The sequence below is a fragment of the Aeromonas sp. JL9 genome (assembly GCF_024436075.1).
GTDB lineage: Bacteria > Pseudomonadota > Gammaproteobacteria > Enterobacterales > Aeromonadaceae > Aeromonas > Aeromonas veronii.
This window is the reverse complement of the sequence record NZ_JANFNV010000029.1, coordinates 30,405-52,890: the sequence shown is the minus strand read 5'-3', so window position 1 is coordinate 52,890 and position 22,486 is coordinate 30,405. Positions and strand designations below refer to the sequence as shown.

The following is a 22,486-nucleotide window of genomic DNA, read 5'->3' as shown; positions in this document are numbered from 1 at the left end:
GAAAATCAAAAATTGTTTTTGATGTTCGATGCTGTGAGTGCCCACACAGATTGCTTGATTCAAATTGTTAAAGAGCGTCACGCTTGTCGCGTTGAGGAGGCGCATATTACGCCTCTCACTTCGAAAGTCAAGCGATTGTTTTCGCTTTTCTTTCGGCGCCGACTTCGCTAGGAAGCTGGCTCATCAGGTTGGCGTGTTCCGCCGTGCTGGTAGGGGCGCATTATAGGGAGCCGCGCCGGGATGACAAGACTTTTTTTGAAGAAAATCACGAAAATTTCAAATTATTCAATTAGAAACAGCTTATTCAGTGTATATATACAACGTTATCCACAATCCGGTTATTTCACTCCCATTTTAGCGTCATTTATGTCGCCTTTAGTGACCTTGGGAATGCCATACTGGAGCCGATAACCTCTCCCGAGTGGTCCATGGTAGCGCCAATCAGGAAAGCTGGTTACCATGGAGGTGAATATAGTGTTGCACCTTTTTTGCTTTCATTTACAAAAGGTCTTTTAAGATGAATTTATCCAAGTTTCCCGTATATATGCAGGCCGCAATCCTTGCTCTGGTATTGGCAGTGGTTGGCTACCTGGTTGCCCAGGCCCTGCAGTTCTCTTTGAAAGCGGAAGTGATTTTTGCAGCAGGTCTGGCCATCGGCGGTTTCGTGGTACCGCTGTTCCTGAAGCGAACCTCGGCTAATGTCGCTGAGTCGATCGCCAATCAGGAGACTTGCACCTTATATGTAGGCAACCTGCCCTATCGCGCCAATGAGATTGCAGTGCGCGAATTGTTTGCCGAACAGGGCCAGGTAATTTCCGTGCGGTTGATGAAGGACAAGGCAACCGGCAAGCGCAGAGGTTTCGGTTTCGTGGAGATGCCCGCCGCCGATGCTGCCAAGGCGATTGCCGCTTTGAATGACAAAGAGTATCAGCAGCGCACCCTCAAGGTGCGTGAAGCGAATGACAAACGTGATAAAGAGGAAAGAGAAGGTAGCGAAACTGACGCCTAACGGCTCGTCAGTACTTCACCTCTTCCAGTGATGACAGCCCCCATGCTTGCAAGGGGGCTGTCAGTTTTTGGGCCTCCCCATCCAGCCGGGTACAGTAAGCCCTGGCAATCACCTCTTCTATATGTACAGGCTGCACGGCGGCATGCCCGCCATTGTTCAGCAACCAGGCAACCCGTTTGGCAACAGCACTGCCCGAGTCAATAAGCATGCATTGCGGCATCAGTTGCCCAATCTCTTCATTGAGTAGCGGGAAGTGAGTGCAACCGAGCACCAGCGTATCCGGCTTCTCTTCCCCTTCCAGCCAGTCGGCCAATACCTCGCGCAGCAGCGCCATATTGACCGGTAGGCCCGCCAGCTTGTGTTCGGCTTCTATGACCAGCTCGGTGGTGCCCTTGAGCAGCACCCGCTTGCCGGGAGCAAACTGGGCGATCAGTTCGTGGGTATAGTGGCGGCTGACGGTGCCTGGCGTAGCCAGCAGACCGATACAACCGTTGCGAGTCTGTGCAGCGGCGGGCTTGATGGCTGGCACCACCCCCACCACGGGAATATCCAGTGCCTCACGCAAGGCCGGCAGCGCTATGGTGCTGGCCGTGTTGCAGGCAATCACCACCAGATCGATCTGATGACGGGCCACCATGGTGGTCACCAAGCGGGTGCAGGCAGCAATCAGGGCAGGCTCGCTCAATTCACCATAGGGGAAGTTGGCATTGTCGAAGCAGTAGAAATAGTTGTGTGCCGGCAAGACGCGACGGATCTCGCGGTAGATGGTCAGGCCACCCATACCGGAGTCAAACACGAGAATATTGGCCACTTGACCTCCCCCTTTGGTGCAAGGCGGCGATCATACTCCCGCCTGCCGCCAATAGAAAAGGCCCTGCCAATGGCAGGGCCTCGGTTTTTCAAAGATGAACCGAATAAAGCATCAGAAGCGGTAGTCGGCAGTTACTTTGAACTCGGTACCCGGCGATGCGTAACCATAAGCGGGGGCGTAATCACGATCGAACAAGTTGTCTATACGCCCCCCCAAAGTGAACTGGGGGGTGACGCCATAGTTGGCACCGAGATTGAGCAGTGTATAGGAGCCAAGCTCCACTCGCTGGACGGGAAAGCTGTTGAAGTTCTTGTCATCCCGTTTGCCGACGTAGAGCAGCTCGGTCGAGAGAGCGACCGGTCCCAACTGCACCTGAGTCAGCCAGCTGGCTTTCTGCTTGGCCCGACGCAACAGTTGCTGATCCCCCTCGTTTTTGTCTTCAGCCCGGGTGTAATCAAAGCTCAGATCGTGGCGCAGTGGTCCGGTTTCCAGACCCAGCGCCACTTCTACACCGTGGATCTCGGCATCCGTGTTATCCGGTCTGCAGGTGGAGGACGCACTCTGGCAGGCGATCAGGTTCTGGATCTTGTTGCGATATAAGTTCAACGACCAATCCCAACCGGTATAACGGCCGGTAAAATCCAACTCCAAGTTCTTGCTCTCTTCCGGCTTGAGTGCTGGGTTCTCGGAACCTGGGTAATAGAGCTGGATAAAGGTAGGTGCCTTGAAGGCGGTACCATAACTCAGCCGCACATTGTGGTTCTCATCGATATCCAACCCGCTGGCGGCAGACCAGGTGTTGTGACGACCATATTGCTGGTTGTCATCGGTCCGACCGGACAGATCCCACAGCAACGCCTGCCAACGGTAGCTTCCCACGGCAAACAGACCGGTGTTGTCACGGTCAGGAGCGCGGAATCCGCTAACTACCGGAGAGCCCGAACTCCAATCGCTCCCACGAGAGTCAGATTTCATCTGTTCACGCTGCCAATCTGCGCCACCGGTCAGATTCATCCCTTCGATGCCGCTCCAACTGTTAATCCAGGAAAAGCGGGTTAAACCTGTATGAATAGGCTCACCGCTAGCCTCTCCTTTAGCCTCCTGCCAAGTCTTCAGCTTATTCTCACCGTAACTGGCTTCAAGTCGACTGATCAGATCCTTACCCTGGAACTTGAGACCACCATCATATTGGAAAGCCTGTACCCGACTCTGGTCCGTGCTGCCATCTGTGTCGGTGAGATTGTCATAGCCCTGAGCATTGAAGTCCGCACTCCAAGCATCATTAAAAGCGTGGTTCAAACCAATTTGGCCATTACGGCTGGCAAAACCATCCCGATCCGGCTGTTTGGTATTCGCTACGACATCAAAACCATCGGTACGCTCGTAGCCGATCAGCATGTTCATATCGGTTTTTTGACCCAATGACTGAACCGTTCTGAGCTCGCCTTGGCCATAACCATGGCTGCCAGCACCGCCCTTCAGGTGTGTCTCGCTGCCATTCTTGGCGGATGTTTTGGTGATGAGGTTGATAACGCCGCCAATGGCATCGGAACCATACACAGCCGCGCGTGGGCCACGGATATACTCGATGCGTTCGATATTGCCGAGCGGGATTTGGCTGAGATCAGGCGTACCCGCCACCATGGCGGCAATCGGACGACCATTCATCAAAACCAGCGAGTGGTTGGAGTTGGTTCCACGGATAAACAGGCTGCTGATGTGACCCCGGCCTCCCAGTGTCGCTATCTGCACACCGGGCAGGGTTTTCAGCAGTTCGGGCAAACTCTGAACCTGACGAGATTCGATCTCGGCACGATCGATCACCACAACGGGCGCCAGCACCGAGCTGACCGGTTGTTCCACGCGGTTGGCCGTAATGACCAGAGTTGGATTGATGGGGATGGTGGTTTGGGCAAACGCCGTCGTCGGCAACAGGGCAGCCGCCAGAAATTTCTTCGACATGAGAGATCCTTAAGTTCGCGTAAGTATCTACTTCGTGGCCGGTTTCTCTCGGCCCGAAATACGAACTCTGGCAGGTCTTCGGGCTCGGGGGCTGATAGCCTACGGCGACGGCTTCCCGCCTGACGGCAGTGCCCTGATGTCGCTTCGTTCCCCCTTACCGCTGCGCGCCAGCTCCGGATTCTCACCGGATTCCCTATTAAGCATGATGCGCCAAAGCGGGAGGATTATAGGCAGAGCAAAGCTGGATGTATAGCCATCCAGATTTCTATTTCTTGCCAGCCAGCACCGCCAGCCGCTGTTGGGCCCCCTCCATTACCGCTTGTACACCGGGATGGGAGAGATGGCGCCCTGCCGAGACCAGATAGTAAGAGAGTGTGACGTCGGTGAGGGTCTCAATCCGATCCACTCCGTAGAGACGGCCAATCTCGTCAGCCATTGCCAGCGGTGCCGGGAAGATCCCCATCCCCGCCTTGCCGAACGACTTCATCAGGGTGGAATCATCAAACTGTCCCACCAGATGGGGATGAATGCGCTGCTGGCGATACCACTCCAGCAGCCGATCGTGGGTGGCCGATTTCTCTCCGGGGATCAGCAACGGCAACCCCTCCAGCGAGGCGGGAAAGCCATCCCGCGCCCGCGCCGCCAGCTCGGGGCTGGCAAACAGCGCCAGCGGGCTGCGCCCCAGCTCGTGGTTGTAGCCGCGTACACCACTGTCGGGAGGAAGCGGGCGATCGATCAGCACCATGTCGAGCTTGTGGCGGGCCAGTTCGCTGAACAGCTGCTCGGCCCGCTCCTCGTGACACACCAGCCGCAGCGGGGTCGCCAGCGCCATGGCGGGGGCCAGCAGCTCGAACGCCAAGGTGCGGGGGACCGAATCGGCGATCCCCACCTGCATGGTCAGCTCCTGACTGGCGTGGCGCAGGGTGTGCTCCAGCTCGGCACCGAGCGAGAAAATGGCCCCCGCCTGCTCCTGCGCCTGCCGACCCGCAGCAGTCAGCACCAGACGCCGCCCCACCCGGTTGAACAGCGCCACTCCGAGGGACTGCTCCAGCTCGGCCACCTGACCGCTGATGGTCTGCGGCGTGAGATGCAGCTGTTCGGCGGCCTGCGTCACGCTGCCGCTGCGTGCCACATGCCAGAAGTAGTAGAGCTGTTTGTAGTTGAGCATGCCGTTCCCTATCAGTTTTTACCGAACAACCATCAGCGAAAATCTGATTTTATCGAAACATTGCGGGCTCTAGCATGCAACCATTATCTGAACTGCCCTGCGAACCATCATGCTGGACGTTGTTGTACTCTTCTTTCTGTTTGGTCTGCTGGCCGGTCTGGTGCGCTCCGAGCTCAAACTGCCTCCTGCCCTCTACGACACCCTCTCCCTCTTTCTGCTGCTGGCCATCGGCCTCAAGGGCGGCGTCGGTCTGGCCCAGCAATCCCTGCAACCTCTGCTGCCACAACTGGCGCTAGTGATCCTGCTCGGCGTGGTGCAGACCCTGCTCGGCTTTGCCGTGCTACGCCTCAAGATGAACCGGGTCGATGCCGCCGCCACCGCCGCCCACTATGGTTCGGTCAGCGTCGCCACCTTTGCGGTCGGGGTGAACTGGCTCACCGAGCGGGGCATCAGCTTTGAATCACAGCTCTCCATCTTCCTCGCGGTGATGGAGATCCCGGCCATTCTGGTGGGCATAGTGCTGGCCCGCGGCATCAGCCGCGAGACCCGCTGGCGCATGCTGGCCCACGAGACCTTCCTCGGCAAAGGGGTAACCCTGCTTCTCGGCGGTATGGCCATCGGCTATCTGGCCGGGCCGGACGGAATTGCCCCACTCAAACCGCTGTTTGTCGACCTGTTCAAGGGTGCGCTGGCGCTGTTCCTGCTGGAGATGGGCCTGATCGTCGCCCGTCAGTGTCAGGATCTGCGCCGCCACGGCCTGTTCCTGCTCGGCTTCGCCCTGTTGATGCCGCTCGCCTCGGCGGGACTGGGGCTGGCGGCTGGCCAGCTGATGGGCCTCTCTCTCGGCGGCCTGACCTTGCTGGCTACCCTAGCGGCCAGCGCCTCCTATATTGCCGTGCCGGCTACCATGCGCATCGCCGTGCCTCAGGCCAACCCGGGGCTGTCCCTCAGCGCCGTGCTGGGGGTCACCTTCCCGTTCAACATCATGCTGGGGATCCCGCTCTACCACAGCTGGGCCCGCCACTTCACGGAGTAGCCACATGCAGACCGAGACCCGCACCCTGCTGACCGTCATTACGGAAGCCAATCTGGAGCCGACCCTGCTGCGCACCCTCACCCGCGAGGGGCTGCGCGGCTACACCATCACAGATGCCCGCGGCCGGGGGGATCATGGCGAGCGCAACGCCAGCTGGAGCGAGAGCGGCAACATCCGGCTGGAGGCCATCTGCAGCCGGGAGCAGGCGGAGCGGCTGCTGGCCCACCTGCAGAGTCGCTACTACCCCGACTACGCCATGATCGCCTTTCTGCAACCGGTCGAAATCGTGCGACCCGAGAAATTTTGAGCCGGCTTGCCGGCTCTTTTTGTTTACCGAAAGCAAACGTTTAACAGCAAGGAACCAATACACATGAACACCCCTCCGCTGATCGGCCTGGTAATGGGCTCCGACTCCGACTGGCCCGTGCTGCAAGCCGCCGCCCGCATCCTCAAGGAGCACGGCGTACCCTACGAAGCGCGTGTAGTCTCGGCCCATCGCACCCCGGATCTGCTGTTAGAGTATGCCGCCACTGCCCGCGATCGTGGCCTGCGCGCCATCATCGCCGGGGCCGGTGGCGCCGCCCACCTGCCAGGCATGGTCGCCGCCAAGACCACCCTGCCGGTGCTGGGGGTGCCTATCCCCTCCCGCCACCTCAAGGGGATGGACTCCCTGCTCTCTATCGTGCAGATGCCTAAAGGCGTGCCGGTCGCTACCTTTGCCATCGGCGAGGCGGGGGCCGCCAACGCAGCCCTGTTTGCGGTCTCCCTGCTCTCGGTTGCCCGGGATGATGACGCCCCCCGCTACCGGCAGCAGCTCGACGACTTCCGTACCCACGAGCGAGATCGGGTGCTGGCGCTGCAACTGGAGGAGCCGACATGATTGTGCCACCCGCTACCCTCGGCATGCTCGGTGGCGGCCAGCTTGGCCGCTACTTCGTGATGGCCGCCCATCGGCTCGGCTATAAGGTGGTGGTGCTTGATCCCGACCCGGCCAGCATCGCCGGTGCCGCCGCCGATCATCATATTGTCGCCCCCTATGACGACACTGGTGCACTGGTCGAACTGGCCAGCCGCTGCGAGGCCATCAGCTGCGAGTTCGAGAACGTGCCCGCCGCCACCCTGGCTCTGCTCGAAAAACAAAAGCCGGTACGCCCGGGCGCCAGCGCGGTGCGCATCTGTCAGGATCGCCGTGAGGAGAAAGCCTTTCTGCACGGAGCCAACATCCCGATCGCCCCCTATCTGGCGCTACAGGCGGAGGACCCCATCCCCGCACAGGCCAGCGAACTCTTGCCCGCCATTCTCAAGACGGCCCGCGAAGGGTACGACGGCAAGGGGCAGTGGCAGGTGAGTAATCTGGATGAGCTGGCGACGGCGCAGGCAGCCAGTGGCGTGCCCTGCGTGCTGGAAAAACGGCTGGCACTGGAGGGGGAATTTGCCCTGACTCTGGCGCGCAGTCCGAGCGGCGCCATCAGCGCCCTGCCGCTGGTGCAGAACTGGCACAGCGGCGGCATTCTCGATCAGACCCGCTCCCCGGCCAATATGCCGGCGCTGGAGCGCGAGGCCAAAGGGATCGCCGAGCACATCATCGCAGCCCTCGATTACGTCGGGGTGCTGACGGTGGAGTTCTTTCTGGTGGAAGGTCGATTGCTGGTCAACGAGCTGGCGCCCCGCCCCCACAACTCGGGTCACCCCAGCCTCGATAACGCCGCATGCAGCCAGTTCGAGTTGCAGGTGCGGGCCCTGTGCGATCTGCCGCTGCCGGAGCAGATCGCCGTGCGCCCCGCCCTGTTAATCAACCTGCTGGGGGATCTCTGGCAGCACGGCACCCCCGACTGGGCCACCCTGCTGGCGCTGCCCGGCCTGCATCTGCACCTCTACGGCAAGGGCGAACCCCGCCCCGGCCGCAAGATGGGCCACATCACGGTAACCGGTAACGACTGGCCAATGGTGGAAGAGACCTGCCGTCAGGCCCGCCAGCTGCTGGGGCTAGCGCCGCGCTGATCGACCATCGGAAATGCAAAGACCCGGTCATGGCCCGGGTCTCTGTTTTTGCTTGCTGTGGCTGGGAGCCTTGTCAGGCCCGTTCGGTGGTCAGCGCCACGGGAGCCGGCAGACGGATAGTGAGGGAGAGCACCAGCGCCACCACCAGCAACACCAGGATCAGGTGGAAGGTCGCCATAAAGCCGCCAAACAGGGAGGCCACGATAGAGCCGATGATGCTGCCCAGACCAAAGCCCAGATAGATAACGCCGTAGTTCTTGGTCAGGTTGTTGAGACCGAAGAAGTCGCTCACCAGCGAGGGGTAGACGGTGATGGTGCCGCCGAAGCTGAAGGCCACACAGGCAACCGCCACGAAGAACAGATTGGCATTGAGCGGTACGAACAGCAGCAGCGCCATGCCCGCCAAGGTAATCAACTGGGCGATGGTGATGACCCGGATGCGGGACATCTTGTCAGAGAGAATGCCCAGCACCAGACGGCCACCCAGGTTGGCCATGGCGATGATGGCGACGGCGTTGGCGGCGACCACAGCAGGCAGACCCACCATCTTCTCGCCGATATCCTTGGCCACGCCGATGACGTAGAGGCCGCTCATGCAGGCGGTGAGGAACATCAGCGCCAGCATCCAGTACTGCGGCTTGCGCATCGCCTCGGCCAGAGTGAAGTCACGGCTCTCGCTCTGCTGCACGGAGGCGGCCTGCTTGGGCGCATCCTTCATCAGCATGCCGCCCACCAGCACCATGGACATCGCAATCAAGCCCCACAGCTGGAAGGTGGTCTCAAGGCCGGAGCTGGAGAGCAGCAGCAGGTTGATGTATTTGAAACCGAGACTGCCGAGACCATAGGCCCCGATGGAGCAGGCGGAGATGAGCCCCTTGCGCTCCGGGAACCACTTCACGCAGTTGGAGAGGGTCATCAGGTAGCCGGTACCGTCGGCAAAACCGACCAGAATGCCCGCACAGAGGTAGAGCATCGCCAGATTGCTGGCATGGGCGGTGAGGAAGAAGCCGATGCCGAGCAGCACGCCAGCGCCCAGGGTCACGTTACGCACCCCGAACCGCTCCTGCAGCTTGCCCGCCATGGAGGAGGCGACTGCCAGCGACAGGCTGAGCAGGCCGAAAGCGAAAGCGACCTGACTCACCGGCTCGTCCAGCTTGTCGGAGAGCTGGGCGTTGAACAGGCTCCAGGTGTAGACAGAACCCAGTGCAAACTGGGTGATGATGGTACCGATCAGTGTCAGGTACCGGGTGCGGTTCAGATCGATGGTCATGATGCGTCTCGGTCGATGGCCTTAAGGAAATTGAGGCCACTATAGGCAAGACGCAGTTCGCGCCGATCGATTAAGGCATGAAATGCAGATCGGCGGGAATGAATGACAATCAGAGCCGCATCAGCTGACGGAACGCCTTGATGTTGCTGCGACTGACCGGTACCTCGAACGGCAGATCATGGAGCCGGATGAGATAGGTGCTGTTAAACCAGGGGACTATTTCGCGGATCTTGTTGATGTTGACGCAGTAGGAGCGGTGGCAACGGAAGAACCCCTCGGCAGGCAGGCGGCTGACAAACTCGCTGATGGTCATGGTCATCACGTAGCGATCATCGCGGGTGTAGACATAGGTGAGCTTCTCGTCGGCTTCCGCGTAGTAGATCTGCTCGCAGGGGGTGACGATGATGCGCTCCCCCTTCACCAGATTGACGGTGCGATTGTGGGGGCTGCTCCCCTCGCCGCTCGCCTCCCCTGTGGTGGCTGGCTGCGACTTGCCCGCATGCTCGAGCTTTTGCAGCAAATTGATGATGCGGGGCTCGTTGTAGGGCTTGAGGATGTAGTCGAACGCCTCCAGCTCGAACGCTTCCACCGCAAACTCCTTGTAGGCGGTGACGAAGACAATGTGGGGCGGATGGCTCGACTTGTGCAGGTTCTTGGCCAGCAGCAGGCCATCGATGGAGGGGATCTGGATATCCAGAAACACCACGTCCACCTCGTGATCCTGCAGATATTTGAACGCCTCCAGGCCATCCTCGAAGCTCGCCACTATCTCGATTTGGCTGTGCTGATTCACCAGATAGATGAGCTCCTCGCGAGCCAGATATTCATCTTCCACTATGATCGCTTTCAGCATGACAACACCTCTCGCGGCACACACTTATCCTCAACCATGATGGCACTCAGCATGGCATCGACTCCTGATCCGGCAGATAGAAACTCACTTCGGTACCCGGTTCCAGCCGCTTGAGGTGCAGGCCGTCGCCATAGAGCAGTTTGACCCGCTGATGCACGTTCATCAGGCCGATGCTGCGGCTCTCCACCCGCCCCGCGGCCACCCCGTCGATCACCTCCTGACTGATGCCGTAGCCGGTGTCCCGCACCGCGACCCGGATGCCGCCCGCCAGCTGTTTCACCTCGATGGTGACCCGGCCCGGCGCACTGCGGGGCTGGATGCCGTGCAGGATGGCGTTTTCCACCAGTGGCTGCAACAGCAGGCTCGGCACCTCGATATGCACGTCATCCACATCGAACACCACCTCCAACTTGTCGCCAAAGCGGGCCTGCTCGATGGCCACGTAGTCGCGTACCTGCTGCAACTCCTCCTTGATGTCGATGAGGGTGTCACCCTTGTTGAGGTTGTAGCGCAGGTAATCTGCCAGATTGGCAATGAGCTGGCGCGCCTGCTGGGGCCGGATGCGGATCAGCGACGAGATGGCGTTGAGGGCATTGAACAGGAAGTGCGGGTTGATCTTGCTCTGCAGCGCGGTGAACTCCGCCTTGCGGGTCATCTCCTTGAGCTGCTCGATGCGCGACACTTCCATCTGGGTGGAGATGAGCTGGGAGAGGCCCACCGCCATCTCCCGCAGGGAGCTGGTGATGCTGTGGGTGCGGCGGTAGTAGATCTTGAGGGTGCCGCTCACCGAGCCGTTTTCCCGCAGCGGAATAATGATGACCGAGTGGAAATCGGAGAGGTGATACTGGCGCAGATCGTTGTTGATGATGATCTGGTCGAGCAGCACCGCCTGCTGGGTCATGCCGCTGATGGCGTGGTGCTCGTCCAGCTCGTAATAGTCCTTACCCACCCCGACATAAGCCAGCACGTCATGGGTATCTGTGATGGCCACCGCATCGGCGCTGATGTCGCGCCGGATCACATCGCACACCTGACTGAGGGAGTGGCGATCGATGTTCTGGAAGAAAGGCAGCGTCTTGTTGGCGATATCGAGCGCCAGCTTGGCCTGCTTGGCGGCAATCAGCTCCTTCTCGTCATCCAGATCCTGCACCAGCTTGATGATAAGGCCGATGCAGAGCGCCCCGGCGATCATCGGATAGGCGATATGGTTAACGATCTCCACCCCGACTTCGTGGGGCTCGGTCAGCAGCCAGATCAGCAGCATGGTCAGCCCTTCGCAGAGCATCCCCGCCAGAATGCCGTAGAGCCAGAGCCGCGACTTGCGACAGCGCAGGTGCAGCCAGGTGGCGAGCAGACCGGCGATGATGCTGGCGATGAGGCAAGGGATGGAGGTGTGACCATCCATGTCGATGAGATAGCGATGCAGGCCGGAGATGACCCCGGCCGGAATGCCGACCCAGGGACCGAACAGGATGCCACCGGAGATAATGGCAATGATCCGCACATTGATCAGCGCCCCCTCCACCGGAATGCCGGTGTAGGTACTGAACACCGCAAACAGGCCGAAGATGGAGGCCACCAGCACCAGCTCTGCCGGGGTGTGATCCCGCTTCTGGAACAGCCGCTGGAACGGCCGGGTGCGGGTCAGGAAGAAGAGGGTCATCAGCATCAGCGCTGCCCGCTCGAACACCGCCAACAACATCATCTGATTCTCAAGCATCTGCGCCCCCTTGCGGCAACCCAACCGATCACCATAACCCTGACCAATAAATCGGGGCCGGATAAACCAGCCCCTGTGACATCAACAGTACTGACCGGCCACCCAGCCGGAGGACCAGGCCCACTGGAAGTTGTAGCCACCAAGCCAGCCGGTCACGTCCACCACTTCGCCGATGAAATAGAGGCCGGGCACCTTGCGGGCCTCCATGGTCTTGGAGGAGAGCTCGTTGGTATCGACGCCGCCCAGGGTCACTTCGGCGGTGCGATACCCCTCGGTGCCGTTGGGCAGGATCTGCCAGTCACCCAGCAGATTGGCCACCGCTTCCAGCTCACGCTCGTTGTACTGACGCATCGGCTTGCTGACCAGCTGGCCCAGCTCCACCAGCTTGTCGACGAAACGCTTGGGCAGCTCGCGCCCCAGCACGGTTTTCAGCTCCTGCGCCGGGTGTGCCTGCGCCCACTCACGCAGGGCGGCCGGAATATCCAGCTCCGGCAGCAGGTTGATGTGGATCTTCTCACCCGCATGCCAGTAGGAGGAGATCTGCAGGATGACGGGGCCAGAGAGGCCGCGATGGGTGAACAGCATCGCCTCCTTGAAGCGGGTGCCATCCTCGGCGGTCACCGCCACCAGCAGGCTGATGCCCGCCAGATCGGCGAAGGCCTCTTTCTCCGCCTGATGGAGGGTGAAGGGCACCAGACCGGCGCGGGTCGGCAGCACCTTGAGACCGAACTGCTCCGCCAGCTTGAAGCCATACGGGGTCGCGCCCAGCTTGGGCATGGAGAGACCGCCGGTCGCCACCACCAGCGAGTGGCAGCCGATCTCACCCTTGCTGGTGGTCAGCACGAAGCCTTCATCCTGTTTGCTGACGGTGAGGATCTCGGTCTGGAACTGCAGGGTCACCCCGGCCCAGTCACACTCGGTAAGCAGCACATCGACGATATCCTTGGCACTCTCGAGACAGAACAGCTGCCCCAGGGTGCGCTCGTGATAGTTGATCCCGTGGCGATCCACCAGATCGATGAAATCCTGCTGGGTGTAGCGGGCCAGCGCCGACTTGCTGAAGTGGGGATTCTCCGACAGGTAGGCGTGAGCGCCAGCCTGATGGTTGGTGAAGTTGCAGCGACCGCCGCCACTGATGAGGATCTTGCGGCCCGGCTTCTTGGCGTTGTCGAGCACCAGCACGGAGCGGCCACGGTAGCCCGCCTGCGCCGCACACATCAATCCGGCCGCACCGGCCCCGATCACCACCACATCGACCTGCTTCATCATCACTCACTTATCAAAATAGAAACGGCACCTGGCCAGAACCGTGATTGCCTCTGGCTGACATCACAACGGTGACTGCGCACCAGAATAAATAACGGCCCTTAAAAGGGCCGTTATTGTACTGGCTGAACACTAAGTGTCCACGACTATCAGGCGTTGCTGTCCATGATGCTGGCAGGGGCGCCCTTGGCCAGTTCGGCCAGCTCCTTGTCGATGAAGTAGAGGCCTTTGCCATCTTCACCCACCAGACCCAGACGGTCGACGATGCTCTTGAACAGCTTCTCCTCTTCATGCTGCTCGGCCACATACCACTGCAGGAAATTGAAGGTGGAGTAGTCCTGGGTAGTGAAGGCTACGTGAGCCAGACCATTGATGCACTTGGTGATGTGATACTCGTGCTCCAGGGTGGTACGGAACACGTCGCCCAGCGACTTGAACTCGTGGGGAGGGGCATCGATGGCACCCAGTTTTGGCATGGCACCGGTCTCGCTCACATAGGTGAACAGACGCTCCATGTGCTGGCGCTCCTCGACTGCGTGCTGGCGCAGGAAGGTCGCCGCCCCTTCAAAGCCCTTGTCTTCGCACCAGGCGCTCATCTGCAGATAGAGATTGGAGGAGTAGAACTCCAGGTTAATCTGCTCGTTCAACTTCTCGATCATGGCTTGGGCCAGCATCTTGTTTCTCCTCAGTGATTTGGTATCGATTGTCGCCACACTCCCGCCGCGAATCAACCCGCCAACGAGAGGGAGATCCCGTTTCTTTCAGCTCAGGGGGTCAGCTCGCCAAGGGAGGCGACATCCACCGGCGCAGCATAATCAACGCCCGGCAGCTCGAAGCCGTTGAGCTGCATAAAATCCTGCCGCAGCCCGGCAAAATCCCCCAGTCCGTGGAAATTGTCCGGCGTCACCTTGGGCCAGAGCGCCGAAACGGCAGCCTGAATGGCCGGGTCGAGCTCGTGGTCATCCATCCGGATCAGCCGGTTGCCATCGGCCACCACCCCATTGGACCCGTACATCTTGGCGGCAAACAGTCGCTGCATCTGCTCGATGCAGCCCTCATGGACGCCGCGCTCCTTCATCACCCCCATCAGCAAGCCGAGATAAACCGGCAGCACCGGAATATAGGCGCTCGCCTTGGTCACCAGCGCCTTGCAGACCGATACCCAGGCGTGGCCGCCAATCTCGGCCAGTTGCAGGTTGATGGTCTCGGCGGTGGCGTGCAGATGCTCCTTGGCATAACCGATGGTGCCATCCCGATAGAGGGGATAGGTGGATTCGGGGCCGATGTAGGAGTAGGCGACGGTCTGCGCGCCGGGGGCCAGACAACCGGCCTGCTGCAACGCCTGCATCCAGAGCTGCCAATCCTCGCCCCCCATCACGGTGACGGTATCGCGGATCTCCTCCGGCGTGGCAGGTGCCAGCGACTGCTGCACCAAGGTATCGCGTTCCAGATCCAATCCCCAACCGCTGAACGGCTGGCCGGTGGTCTTGAGCACCGAACGCACCTGCGTGCCATCTGGCAGCACCCGGATGCCGCTCGCCAGCGAATAGATCACCAGATCTACCTGCCCCAGCTGCTGGCGGATAGTGTCGATGGCCTGCTGGCGCATGCCGTCGGAGAAGGCATCGCCAATCAGGTTGATGGCGATACGCCCCTCCTGCTCTTCCTCCTTGCGAAACCAGATGTTGTTGTACCAACCGGCGCTGCCGAGCCCTTTGTCGGAAGGGCCGCGCTCGAAGGAGATACCGATGGTGTCGGCACCGGCACCAAAGGCGAGTGCAATGCGCGACGCCAGTCCAAACCCGGAGGAGGCACCCAGCACCAGCACCCGCTTGGGGCCGTTGAACGGGCCAGCAGCCTTGATCCGTTCGATCTGCTGCTGCACGGCGGCGCGACAGCCGATGGGGTGACAGTTGCGGGCAACACAACCTTGAATCTGGGGATGAATGATCATGGGAAGGCCTCCAAAGAAACTGGCTACAGCATAACCAAATCGAAGGAGATTAACTTGATGCCGGATCGCGATCAGTCAGAAAAGCCGCGGGAATTGAGGCAGAAAAACAAAAGGGAGCACGTGGCTCCCCAAAGCGGTATTCAGATGCTTTTTGTTGTTTTGTGTTCATTGCGAAGCACGGGCCCATCCTATGCCTCTCCCCCCTGATCGGCAAGCCGAGGGGTGTGACCGGCGTCAAACTCTTGTTTAATTTATAGGCAAATAGTGGTTAATAACTGAGTGGCTGACCCTGTGTCACACGTCATTAAACTCATTTAAATCCCAAAACTGTGCCTGAGGCACCATTTTAGTTTCAGCAGAGATTGGTATAGTGGGCTGAAGGATCGGTAAGGAGAACCCCCATGAGTGGAACAACCTATTACAAGCATATTCTGGCCGCGATCGACCTCTCTGAAGACAACCGCAAGGTGATCGACAAGGCAGTCGACAGAGCCCGCTCCAACGGCGCCAAGCTGTCGGTTATCCATGTCGATGTGGACCTCAAGGATCTCTACACCGAGATGATCGATATCGACATCGACAACGTGCAGGATCAGGTGATCGCCGAAGCGAAAGAGAAGCTGGAGGCATTTCTGGCCTCGGTGGACTACCCCATCGAGAAGAAGCTGGTGATCTGCGGCGATCTGAGCGAGCGGGTCAATCAGGCGGTCAAGGAGTACGAGATCGACCTGCTGGTGTGCGGCCATCGCCAGAGCTTCTGGAGCCTGCTCACCTCGAGCGCCCGTCAGCTGATGAATACAGTGCCCTGCGATCTGCTGGTCGTCCCCTTGCAGAAGTAATGAAACCGGCGTAGTTTGATTTGCTATGAACATGACCGCATTCAATCACAACTACTGGTGGTGCTGCTCCTAAACAGGCGGCACCGCGTTTCTATTCAAGATTTCCCAAAGAAAACACCGTGACCGCCGAGAGGCGGTCAACTGTTTTTATCCCTTTGTCGCCTCCCGGCTCACCCAACTGGAGAGAGTGACATGCACAACCCCGTAATCCTGACTGGCGATCGTCCCACCGGCAAACTGCACATCGGCCACTATGTCGGCTCCCTGCGCCAGCGCGTCGAAGCCCAGCACCACTACCGTCAATTCGTGATGATCGCCGACTTGCAGGCGTTGACCGACAACGGCCACAACCCGGCCAAGGTGACCGACAACGTACTGGAGGTAATGGCCGACTATCTGGCGGTCGGTCTCGACCCGGCCAAGACCACCTTTTGCCTGCAGAGCGCCCTGCCCGCCCTCGCCGAGCTCACCTGTTACTACCTCAATCTGGTCAGCGTCGCCCGGCTGGAGCGCAACCCCACCGTCAAGGCAGAGATCCAGCAAAAAGGGTTCGAACGCACGCTGCCAGCCGGTTTTCTGGTCTATCCGGTGAGTCAGGCAGCCGACATCACCGCCTTTCGCGCCAGCCATGTGCCGGTCGGGGAGGATCAGCTGCCGATGCTGGAGCAGACCAACGAGATCGTCCGCCGCTTCAACTCTCTGGTAGGCAAAGAGGTGCTGACCGAGTGCCAGCCGATCCTGAGCGACACCGGCCGCCTGCCCGGCATCGACGGCAAGGCCAAGATGTCCAAATCCCTCGGCAACACCATAGAACTGGGCATGTCGGCGGAAGAGGTCAAACAGGCGGTGTTCGCCATGTATACTGACCCCAACCACCTCAAGGTGAACGATCCGGGTCAGGTGGAGGGAAATACGGTGTTCGCCTATCTCGATGCTTTCCACCCCGACAAGGCGCTGGTCGCCGAGATGAAGGCGCACTACCGACAAGGCGGACTGGGGGACATGCGCTGCAAACAGGTGCTCAATGACTGCCTGCAAACCCTGCTCGCCCCGATGCGGGAGCGCCGGGCCGCGGCTATCGCCGACAAGAAGATGCTGCTGGAACTGCTCTATCAGGGCACTGAGCAGGCTCGCATCATCACAGATGAGGTCTTGGCTGAGGTGAAAAGCGCCATGGGGCTCGACTACTTCGCCAGCATCCGCTGAGCGGGAGTACCGAGCGCATCATCGCCATAGAGGTCGAACACCAGCTGGTGCAACAGGCTCTTGAACCAGCCGATCGCCTCGTCGTGGGCGGTCAGCGGGTGCCCCGCCATCAGGTAGACGATCGGGATGGCGGGGTCGAGCTGGTGCATCCGCAGCGGGTAGTAGCGGCAGAAGTGGCGCCCGATCATCTCGGGCACCACCACCAGATAGCGGCCGGTCGCCATCAACGGCGGCACAGCCATAAAGCTCGGCAACCGCACGCCCAACTCCCGCTCCACCCCGAAGCGGGCCAGCCAGAGCTCCACCATCGCCTGACTGTGACCCCAGCTGGAGGTGTGGATGTGGGGACGGCTCACCAACTCGACCGGAGTCAGCACATCGGGCAATTCGCTGCCAAGGGGCGACAGGCAGACCAGCGGGTTGTTGAACCACTCCTCCCGCCACAAGCGGGGTGAGAGGTGATTCGCCCCGGCGAAACCGATCACCAGATCCAGCTCCCCCTTTTCCAACTCCCGCTCGTAGTTGCTGTCGGCCAGCTCGCACACCTCAAGCCGACAGTGAGGAGCCTGCCGATGGAGCCGCTCCACCAGCACCGGCACCAGTCCGTGCTCCACCGAGCCCGGGGTGGCGATACGGAAAATCCGCCGCGCTGTGGCGGGATCAAACCCTTTGGCCTGCCGTAATCCCTGCTCCAGCATCGCCAGCGCCTGGCGCACCGGACCGGCTAGCGCCTTGGCTCGCTCGGTCGGCATCATCTCGCGCCGACTCATCACGAACAGCGGGTCATCCAGCGCCACCCGCAGCCGCCCCAAGGCGTGACTGACGGTGGATTGGGAGAGATGCAGCCGTTCGGCGGCACGGGTGACATTGCGTTCCTGCATCAGCATGTCGAATACGGCGAGCAGGTTGAGGTCGAGACGGGCGAGCGAGCTATCCATCGATATTAGCCATAGTTAAATGCCAACAATTCATTTTTACCATAGTAACAGATTGCCTAGAATGCGCTGGCTTAATACATCGGAGATTCAAATGCGTAGCTATCTGTTATTGCTGGCCATTGGCCTGCTCTGGGGTTCCCAGTTCATTTTCATGCACCAGGCCGTTGCCGAGTTGCCACCCATTCTGGTGGCTGCCGGTCGTGCCCTGTGCGGCAGCCTGACCCTGGGTCTGCTCTGCCTGTTCATGCGGCTCAAGAGTGAGCACACCCCGTGGCGCACCTATATGCTGATCGCCCTGCTGGATGCCACCATCCCCTTCATCATGGTCGCCTGGGGCCAACAGTATGTGGATAGCGCCATCGCCGCCGTGGTCATGGGTTGTATCCCGTTTGTGACCATTCTGGCTGCACCGCTGTTTATTTCTGGTGAAAGAATCACCAAGACCGGTCTGCTTTCCGTGATCATCGGCTTTGCCGGTGTGCTCACCCTGTTCTGGCCGAAACTCTCCCAGGGCATGAACGCCGGTCTGCTCGGTGCCATGGCCATCCTGCTGGGTGCCAGCTGCTTCGCCATCGGCCTGCTGATGATCAAGCGCTTCGCCAAGGACCATCCGGTCGTGGTCGCCCGCAATATCCTGATCTCCTCGGCAATCCAGTTGCTGCTGGTCGCCCCCTTCATGGTTGACCTCAGCAGCCTGACCCTGCCGAGCACCCAGGCTCTGAGCGCGATCACCGTGCTGGGTACCCTCTGTACCGGTCTGGTCTATTTCCTCTACATGGCGCTGATCCAGAAGGCCGGCCCGACGTTCGCCTCCTTCAGCAACTATCTGGTGCCGTTGTTCGGCGTGATGCTGGGTGCCCTGTTCCTCGGCGAGCAGATCCACCCCACCACAGGTGTTGCTCTGGCCCTAATCCTCGGCTCGGTCGCCATGAACCAGTGGGCGCAACAGCGTCGCATGCAGCGCGAGGTCTCCCTATGTCAGGCATCCTGACCACACTATGCGGTGGTCTGGTACTGATTGCCGGCTGGCAGTATCGCCAACGGCTGGCCGGGATCCTGGGCCTGCTGATGGTACTGCTGCCCTGGTTCTTCGATAGCAAGCTGCAAGCCATGCTGAGCTATGCCCTGAATGCCTGAAGTCCATCTCTGAATGTGTGACGAGAGTCTATCTCTCCTGTTTTTGGGACTGTTTTAAAAAACCTCCGATTTGTCCCCCGCTACCGGCGCTCTGCGCCGGTTTTTTTATGCCTGCCAGCCGGCGTCAGAGCAGATAGCGATAGCTGAGTCGCTCGTTCTTGCGCGGCCCGGTGATCTGCCAGCTCAGCAGAAAACCGCCGTCTATCTCGGTCAACTCGGCGCTGTAGTGATCCGCCCCGCACAGATGGGGTTCGGCGGTCAGCCAGCGGCCATCCCCCTGCGGCAGCAGCTCGAACAGTTCAACCGGCGCTTCATAACGCAGGTGAGAAAGGCGGATCCCCCGCTCGCTGCGTTGCCACCAGAAGCGGTTGTGCATGGCGAGTTCCCTGCCATGAGGCGTGATGTAACGGCCCTGCTCGTTAAACAGCCAGCCACCCTGATGATCGGTCACCTGCACACGCCCCTCGCCCCGACCATTCCAGTCGGTCGCCGACCCCTCGCCATTGCTGGCGGTAAAGGAAAATGCTCCGACCTGTGGCAATCGCCCCCATAAACGCTGGATTGCCGCTTCCATCTCGGCCATCATAGCCCCCTTAAAATTGACAACTGACGATAAATCAAACACATGAACTACTTGATAGGGGTCACCCTGCTCTGGTCATTCTCCTTCAGCCTGATCGGGGTCTACCTCGCCGGTCAGGTGGATGCCTACTTCTCGGTGCTGACCCGCATCGCCCTCGCCAGTCTGGTGTTTCTGCCCTTCCTGCGCCGCCGCTGGCTGCGCCCCGATCTGGCGGCCAAGCTGATGGCGCTGGGCGCCATCCAGCTCGGCATCATGTATCTCTTCTACTACCACTCCTTCCTGCTGCTGACAGTGCCGGAAGTGCTGGTCTTTACCATCTTCACCCCCATCTACGTCACCCTGCTCCACGATCTGCTGGAGCGCCGCTTCAAGCCTGTTTATCTGTGGGGTGCCCTGCTGGCGGTGCTCGGGGCTGCCGTCATCCGCTTCGACGGCCTGACCGAAAGCTATGTGCTGGGATTTCTGGTGGTGCAGGGGGCCAACCTCTGTTTCGCGCTGGGTCAGGTGGGCTACAAGGTACTGCTGGCGCGGGAGGCGGAGCAACCACCGCAACTGGCGGTGTTCGGCTGCTTCTATCTGGGGGCGCTGATGATCGCATTGCCCGCCTGGTGGCTGCTGGGCAAGCCACAATACCCAACGTCAGGGTTGCAGTGGGGCATTCTGCTCTGGCTGGGGGTAGGTGCCTCCGGCCTCGGCTACTTCCTCTGGAACAAGGGGGCGACGCTGGTCACCAGCGGGGTGCTGGCCATCATGAACAATGCGCTCATTCCGGCCGGCTTGCTGGTCAATCTGCTGCTCTGGGGCAAGGATACTGATCTGACCCGACTGACCATCGGCGGCCTGCTGATGCTGGCCTCGCTCTGGGTCTGCCAGCGTGACAAAAGCGGCCAACCCTGACCTCACTCAGCCGACGACGGTGTTGTGCTCCCGTCTGGCCTGACTGTGACAGCTGGCCAGCCGGGCCAGCAGATGATCGAGCTGCTCGCCAGCCTGACTCTGCACCAGCCCAATGCTGACGGTGACCGGCCGCTGTGACAGCAGGCTGGCATCGGCAATCTCGAGGCGCAGCCGCTCGGCGATCTCCAGCGCACTCATCCGCTCGGTCTGGGAGAGCATCAGGATAAAACCGTCCTCATCCCAGCGGGCAAAGGGATCTTCCCGCCGCAGTTCGTGGCGTACGATACGCGCCAGCTTGGCCAGCATGGCGTCGCAAGCCGCTTCGCCAAACAATTGCTGGATTTTGGCCATGTGATCGACCGAAAACTGCAGCAGACTGAAAGTGCCGCTCTCGGTCGCCAGCCGCTCTTCAAGCAGTTGCTCGAAACGGCCACGGCTCTCCAGTCCGGTCAGCGGATCGGTGCCATGTCGCTCCTCCACCAGCACGGCAGCGGGATCGAGGTGACGGACTACCCCCAGCAGATAACCCCGCTCATCACGACGCATCCGCTCTTCCAGCCGGATGTAGTGACCGTGATGATGCAGAATGCGGTATTCGAGGCGCAGACCGCTGCTGCGCCCGCTCTGGCAGGCGAGCAGGGCATCTTCCAGCCGGGCAACATCGTCGGGATGAACCCGATCCAACCAACCGAGATCATCCGGCCAGCACTCTCCCAATCCCAACAGGCGCAGGCAGGAGGGATCACGCTGCAGTCCATGTTGGGCTGACCAGCTCCAGATCCCCGCCTCCAGCAGCGCCATGGCATCAGACAGCAGACCCGGATCAAGCCGGGCAGTCACATCGACCAAAGGTGTCTTGAGCATTTCCATGGGGCGCCTCGAAACAGGATCTGAATACCAGCTCAATAAGTAACATTGGCGTTCACGCCGAGCAACAGGGTCAGAGCGCTTTTCCCTGATACCCGTTCATCAAGGTCTGCCAGTTCTCCGGTACGAAGTGGAAACTGGTATGCAGTTGAGACTCTTTATTGAATGAACGGAGCAAGCGTTCCAGATTGGCCTTCTGCCATTCGCCGGGGGAGCGGATCGCACCCTTGTCAAAATCGATCACCCACACCTTGCCCTCTTTATCGAGCAGCAGGTTGTGGCTGTTGAGATCGGCGTGATAGACCCCGGCATCGTGCAGCTGACGCACTGTCTGACCTATCTTGTGCCACACCTCGGTCGCCACCGGCCCCTGCTTGAGCAGCGCCACCATATCCTTGGCACCGCGAATTCGCTCGATCAGGATATCGGCACGATAGAATGGGCCCTGTTTGACCATGCGGGCGCCAAACGGACGCGGCACCGGCAGCCCCAGCTCGCACAGCTTGGCCAGCAGGGTGTATTCGGCCATGGCACGGCTCGACTCGACCCCTTCGAACCAGAAGCGATCCCGCACCACCTTGCCCACCATGCCGCCGCGATAGTAGTGGCGCAGCACCAGATGGCGGGACTCATCCTTGACGAACCAGGTCACCCCCCGCCCGATGGAGGTTCCCACCACCTGACGGTTGTTCTGCCACCAGGCAGGATCGAATAACTGGGGAGAGGGGTCGCGAAAGGCCCCTTCGGCATACCAGCAGATCTGGTTGTGTTCGGTCTGTACTCGCATCGTGGAGATCCCGCTCGGTGGGTCATGGATCGCAATTTTTCAATTGGCGATGAGGCTGCCGCTCTGGCATGCCCGCAATAGTGGCCTTTAATCAACGACGTGCAGAAACAGGTCATGGCACTGGGCCCGGCCTATCCTGGCTGATGATTGTGCGCAATTTTACAATCCAGAGGGGAGTTTGC

General features: G+C 60.2%; 23 protein-coding genes and 1 riboswitch. Of the genes, 10 read left to right on the top strand and 13 right to left on the bottom strand.

From position 1 onward, the window contains the following. Window positions 1-517 precede the first annotated feature (517 nt). On the top strand, window positions 518-1,009 hold the full coding sequence (locus NOM06_RS17150) for an RNA-binding protein (protein WP_064334977.1): 492 nt from the start codon (window positions 518-520) through the stop codon (window positions 1,007-1,009). Window positions 1,010-1,016: 7 nt separating this feature from the next. On the opposite strand, the gene murI is transcribed toward NOM06_RS17150, so the two are convergent. The 3 genes from murI to NOM06_RS17135 form a co-directional block, all read right to left on the bottom strand. Further along, a complete protein-coding gene (gene murI / locus NOM06_RS17145) occupies window positions 1,017-1,820 on the bottom strand; it encodes a glutamate racemase (RefSeq protein ID WP_255912495.1) in 804 nt (267 codons plus the stop codon). 111 nt (window positions 1,821-1,931) lie between these two features. Continuing rightward, entirely contained in the window at window positions 1,932-3,782 is a 1,851-nt protein-coding gene (locus NOM06_RS17140) for a TonB-dependent receptor domain-containing protein (protein ID WP_255912494.1), read from the bottom strand. Between the two features lie 51 nt (window positions 3,783-3,833). Continuing rightward, window positions 3,834-4,012, bottom strand: a riboswitch (cobalamin riboswitch). Between the two features lie 35 nt (window positions 4,013-4,047). Then, on the bottom strand, window positions 4,048-4,950 hold the full coding sequence (locus NOM06_RS17135; protein WP_159157888.1) for a LysR family transcriptional regulator: 903 nt from the start codon (window positions 4,948-4,950) through the stop codon (window positions 4,048-4,050). 109 nt (window positions 4,951-5,059) lie between these two features. Between NOM06_RS17135 and NOM06_RS17130 the strand changes: the two genes are divergently transcribed. The 4 genes from NOM06_RS17130 (at window position 5,060) to NOM06_RS17115 (ending at window position 7,987) form a co-directional block, all read left to right on the top strand. Then, complete coding sequence (locus NOM06_RS17130) at window positions 5,060-5,986, top strand: sodium-dependent bicarbonate transport family permease (RefSeq protein WP_005342109.1); 927 nt, start codon at window positions 5,060-5,062, stop codon at window positions 5,984-5,986. A 4-nt stretch (window positions 5,987-5,990) separates the two neighbouring features. Then, a complete protein-coding gene (locus tag NOM06_RS17125) occupies window positions 5,991-6,293 on the top strand; it encodes a hypothetical protein (RefSeq protein ID WP_005321666.1) in 303 nt (100 codons plus the stop codon). A 63-nt stretch (window positions 6,294-6,356) separates the two neighbouring features. Then, the gene (gene purE, locus NOM06_RS17120) at window positions 6,357-6,866 is read left to right on the top strand and encodes a 5-(carboxyamino)imidazole ribonucleotide mutase (RefSeq protein WP_255912493.1); all 510 of its coding nucleotides are present in this window, start codon (window positions 6,357-6,359) and stop codon (window positions 6,864-6,866) included. Further along, entirely contained in the window at window positions 6,863-7,987 is a 1,125-nt protein-coding gene (locus tag NOM06_RS17115; protein WP_255912492.1) for a 5-(carboxyamino)imidazole ribonucleotide synthase, read from the top strand. Before purE ends, NOM06_RS17115 begins: the two co-directional genes overlap by 4 nt. 73 nt (window positions 7,988-8,060) lie before the next feature. On the opposite strand, the gene NOM06_RS17110 is transcribed toward NOM06_RS17115, so the two are convergent. From NOM06_RS17110 to fabV, 6 genes are all read right to left on the bottom strand, one after another. Further along, window positions 8,061-9,257, bottom strand: a complete 1,197-nt coding sequence (locus NOM06_RS17110; protein WP_180343646.1) for an MFS transporter — start codon at window positions 9,255-9,257, stop codon at window positions 8,061-8,063. A 109-nt stretch (window positions 9,258-9,366) separates the two neighbouring features. Then, entirely contained in the window at window positions 9,367-10,110 is a 744-nt protein-coding gene (locus tag NOM06_RS17105) for a LytTR family DNA-binding domain-containing protein (RefSeq protein WP_058052680.1), read from the bottom strand. A 46-nt stretch (window positions 10,111-10,156) separates the two neighbouring features. Further along, window positions 10,157-11,830, bottom strand: a complete 1,674-nt coding sequence (locus NOM06_RS17100; protein ID WP_255912491.1) for a sensor histidine kinase — start codon at window positions 11,828-11,830, stop codon at window positions 10,157-10,159. 81 nt (window positions 11,831-11,911) lie between these two features. Next, on the bottom strand, window positions 11,912-13,096 hold the full coding sequence (locus NOM06_RS17095; RefSeq protein WP_255912496.1) for an NAD(P)/FAD-dependent oxidoreductase: 1,185 nt from the start codon (window positions 13,094-13,096) through the stop codon (window positions 11,912-11,914). Window positions 13,097-13,245: 149 nt separating this feature from the next. After that, window positions 13,246-13,770, bottom strand: a complete 525-nt coding sequence (ftnA, locus tag NOM06_RS17090) for a non-heme ferritin (RefSeq protein ID WP_005339225.1) — start codon at window positions 13,768-13,770, stop codon at window positions 13,246-13,248. Window positions 13,771-13,862: 92 nt separating this feature from the next. Next, window positions 13,863-15,050, bottom strand: coding sequence for an enoyl-ACP reductase FabV (gene fabV / locus NOM06_RS17085; protein ID WP_255912490.1), 1,188 nt, complete (start codon window positions 15,048-15,050; stop codon window positions 13,863-13,865). Window positions 15,051-15,451: 401 nt separating this feature from the next. Here fabV and NOM06_RS17080 point away from each other — a divergent pair, with 401 nt between their 5' ends. Next, on the top strand, window positions 15,452-15,889 hold the full coding sequence (locus NOM06_RS17080; protein ID WP_005339229.1) for a universal stress protein: 438 nt from the start codon (window positions 15,452-15,454) through the stop codon (window positions 15,887-15,889). Between the two features lie 192 nt (window positions 15,890-16,081). Then, complete coding sequence (gene trpS / locus NOM06_RS17075; RefSeq protein ID WP_255912489.1) at window positions 16,082-17,095, top strand: tryptophan--tRNA ligase; 1,014 nt, start codon at window positions 16,082-16,084, stop codon at window positions 17,093-17,095. Here trpS and NOM06_RS17070 read toward each other — a convergent pair. After that, complete coding sequence (locus tag NOM06_RS17070; RefSeq protein WP_005339232.1) at window positions 17,074-18,033, bottom strand: LysR family transcriptional regulator; 960 nt, start codon at window positions 18,031-18,033, stop codon at window positions 17,074-17,076. The genes trpS and NOM06_RS17070 overlap by 22 nt on opposite strands. 91 nt (window positions 18,034-18,124) lie before the next feature. Between NOM06_RS17070 and NOM06_RS17065 the strand changes: the two genes are divergently transcribed. Both NOM06_RS17065 and NOM06_RS17060 read left to right on the top strand, forming a co-directional pair. Then, window positions 18,125-19,024, top strand: a complete 900-nt coding sequence (locus NOM06_RS17065) for a DMT family transporter (RefSeq protein WP_005355734.1) — start codon at window positions 18,125-18,127, stop codon at window positions 19,022-19,024. Beyond that, on the top strand, window positions 19,009-19,170 hold the full coding sequence (locus NOM06_RS17060; protein WP_005339236.1) for a hypothetical protein: 162 nt from the start codon (window positions 19,009-19,011) through the stop codon (window positions 19,168-19,170). The genes NOM06_RS17065 and NOM06_RS17060 overlap by 16 nt, the downstream gene beginning before the upstream one ends. A gap of 124 nt (window positions 19,171-19,294) precedes the next feature. On the opposite strand, the gene NOM06_RS17055 is transcribed toward NOM06_RS17060, so the two are convergent. Continuing rightward, window positions 19,295-19,756: a DUF6314 family protein gene (locus NOM06_RS17055; RefSeq protein ID WP_255912487.1), complete on the bottom strand. Its 462-nt coding sequence runs from the start codon at window positions 19,754-19,756 to the stop codon at window positions 19,295-19,297. A 39-nt stretch (window positions 19,757-19,795) separates the two neighbouring features. On the opposite strand from NOM06_RS17055, the gene NOM06_RS17050 reads away from it, so the two are divergent. Next, on the top strand, window positions 19,796-20,650 hold the full coding sequence (locus tag NOM06_RS17050) for a carboxylate/amino acid/amine transporter (RefSeq protein ID WP_255912485.1): 855 nt from the start codon (window positions 19,796-19,798) through the stop codon (window positions 20,648-20,650). Between the two features lie 6 nt (window positions 20,651-20,656). Here the strand turns inward: NOM06_RS17050 and NOM06_RS17045 are convergent, their stop codons facing one another. Both NOM06_RS17045 and NOM06_RS17040 read right to left on the bottom strand, forming a co-directional pair. After that, window positions 20,657-21,520 (bottom strand): sensor domain-containing diguanylate cyclase, encoded by an 864-nt coding sequence (locus NOM06_RS17045; protein WP_040069586.1) that lies wholly within the window; start codon window positions 21,518-21,520, stop codon window positions 20,657-20,659. Window positions 21,521-21,590: 70 nt separating this feature from the next. After that, on the bottom strand, window positions 21,591-22,304 hold the full coding sequence (locus NOM06_RS17040) for a 3-deoxy-D-manno-octulosonic acid kinase (RefSeq protein WP_005339249.1): 714 nt from the start codon (window positions 22,302-22,304) through the stop codon (window positions 21,591-21,593). Window positions 22,305-22,486 lie beyond the last annotated feature (182 nt).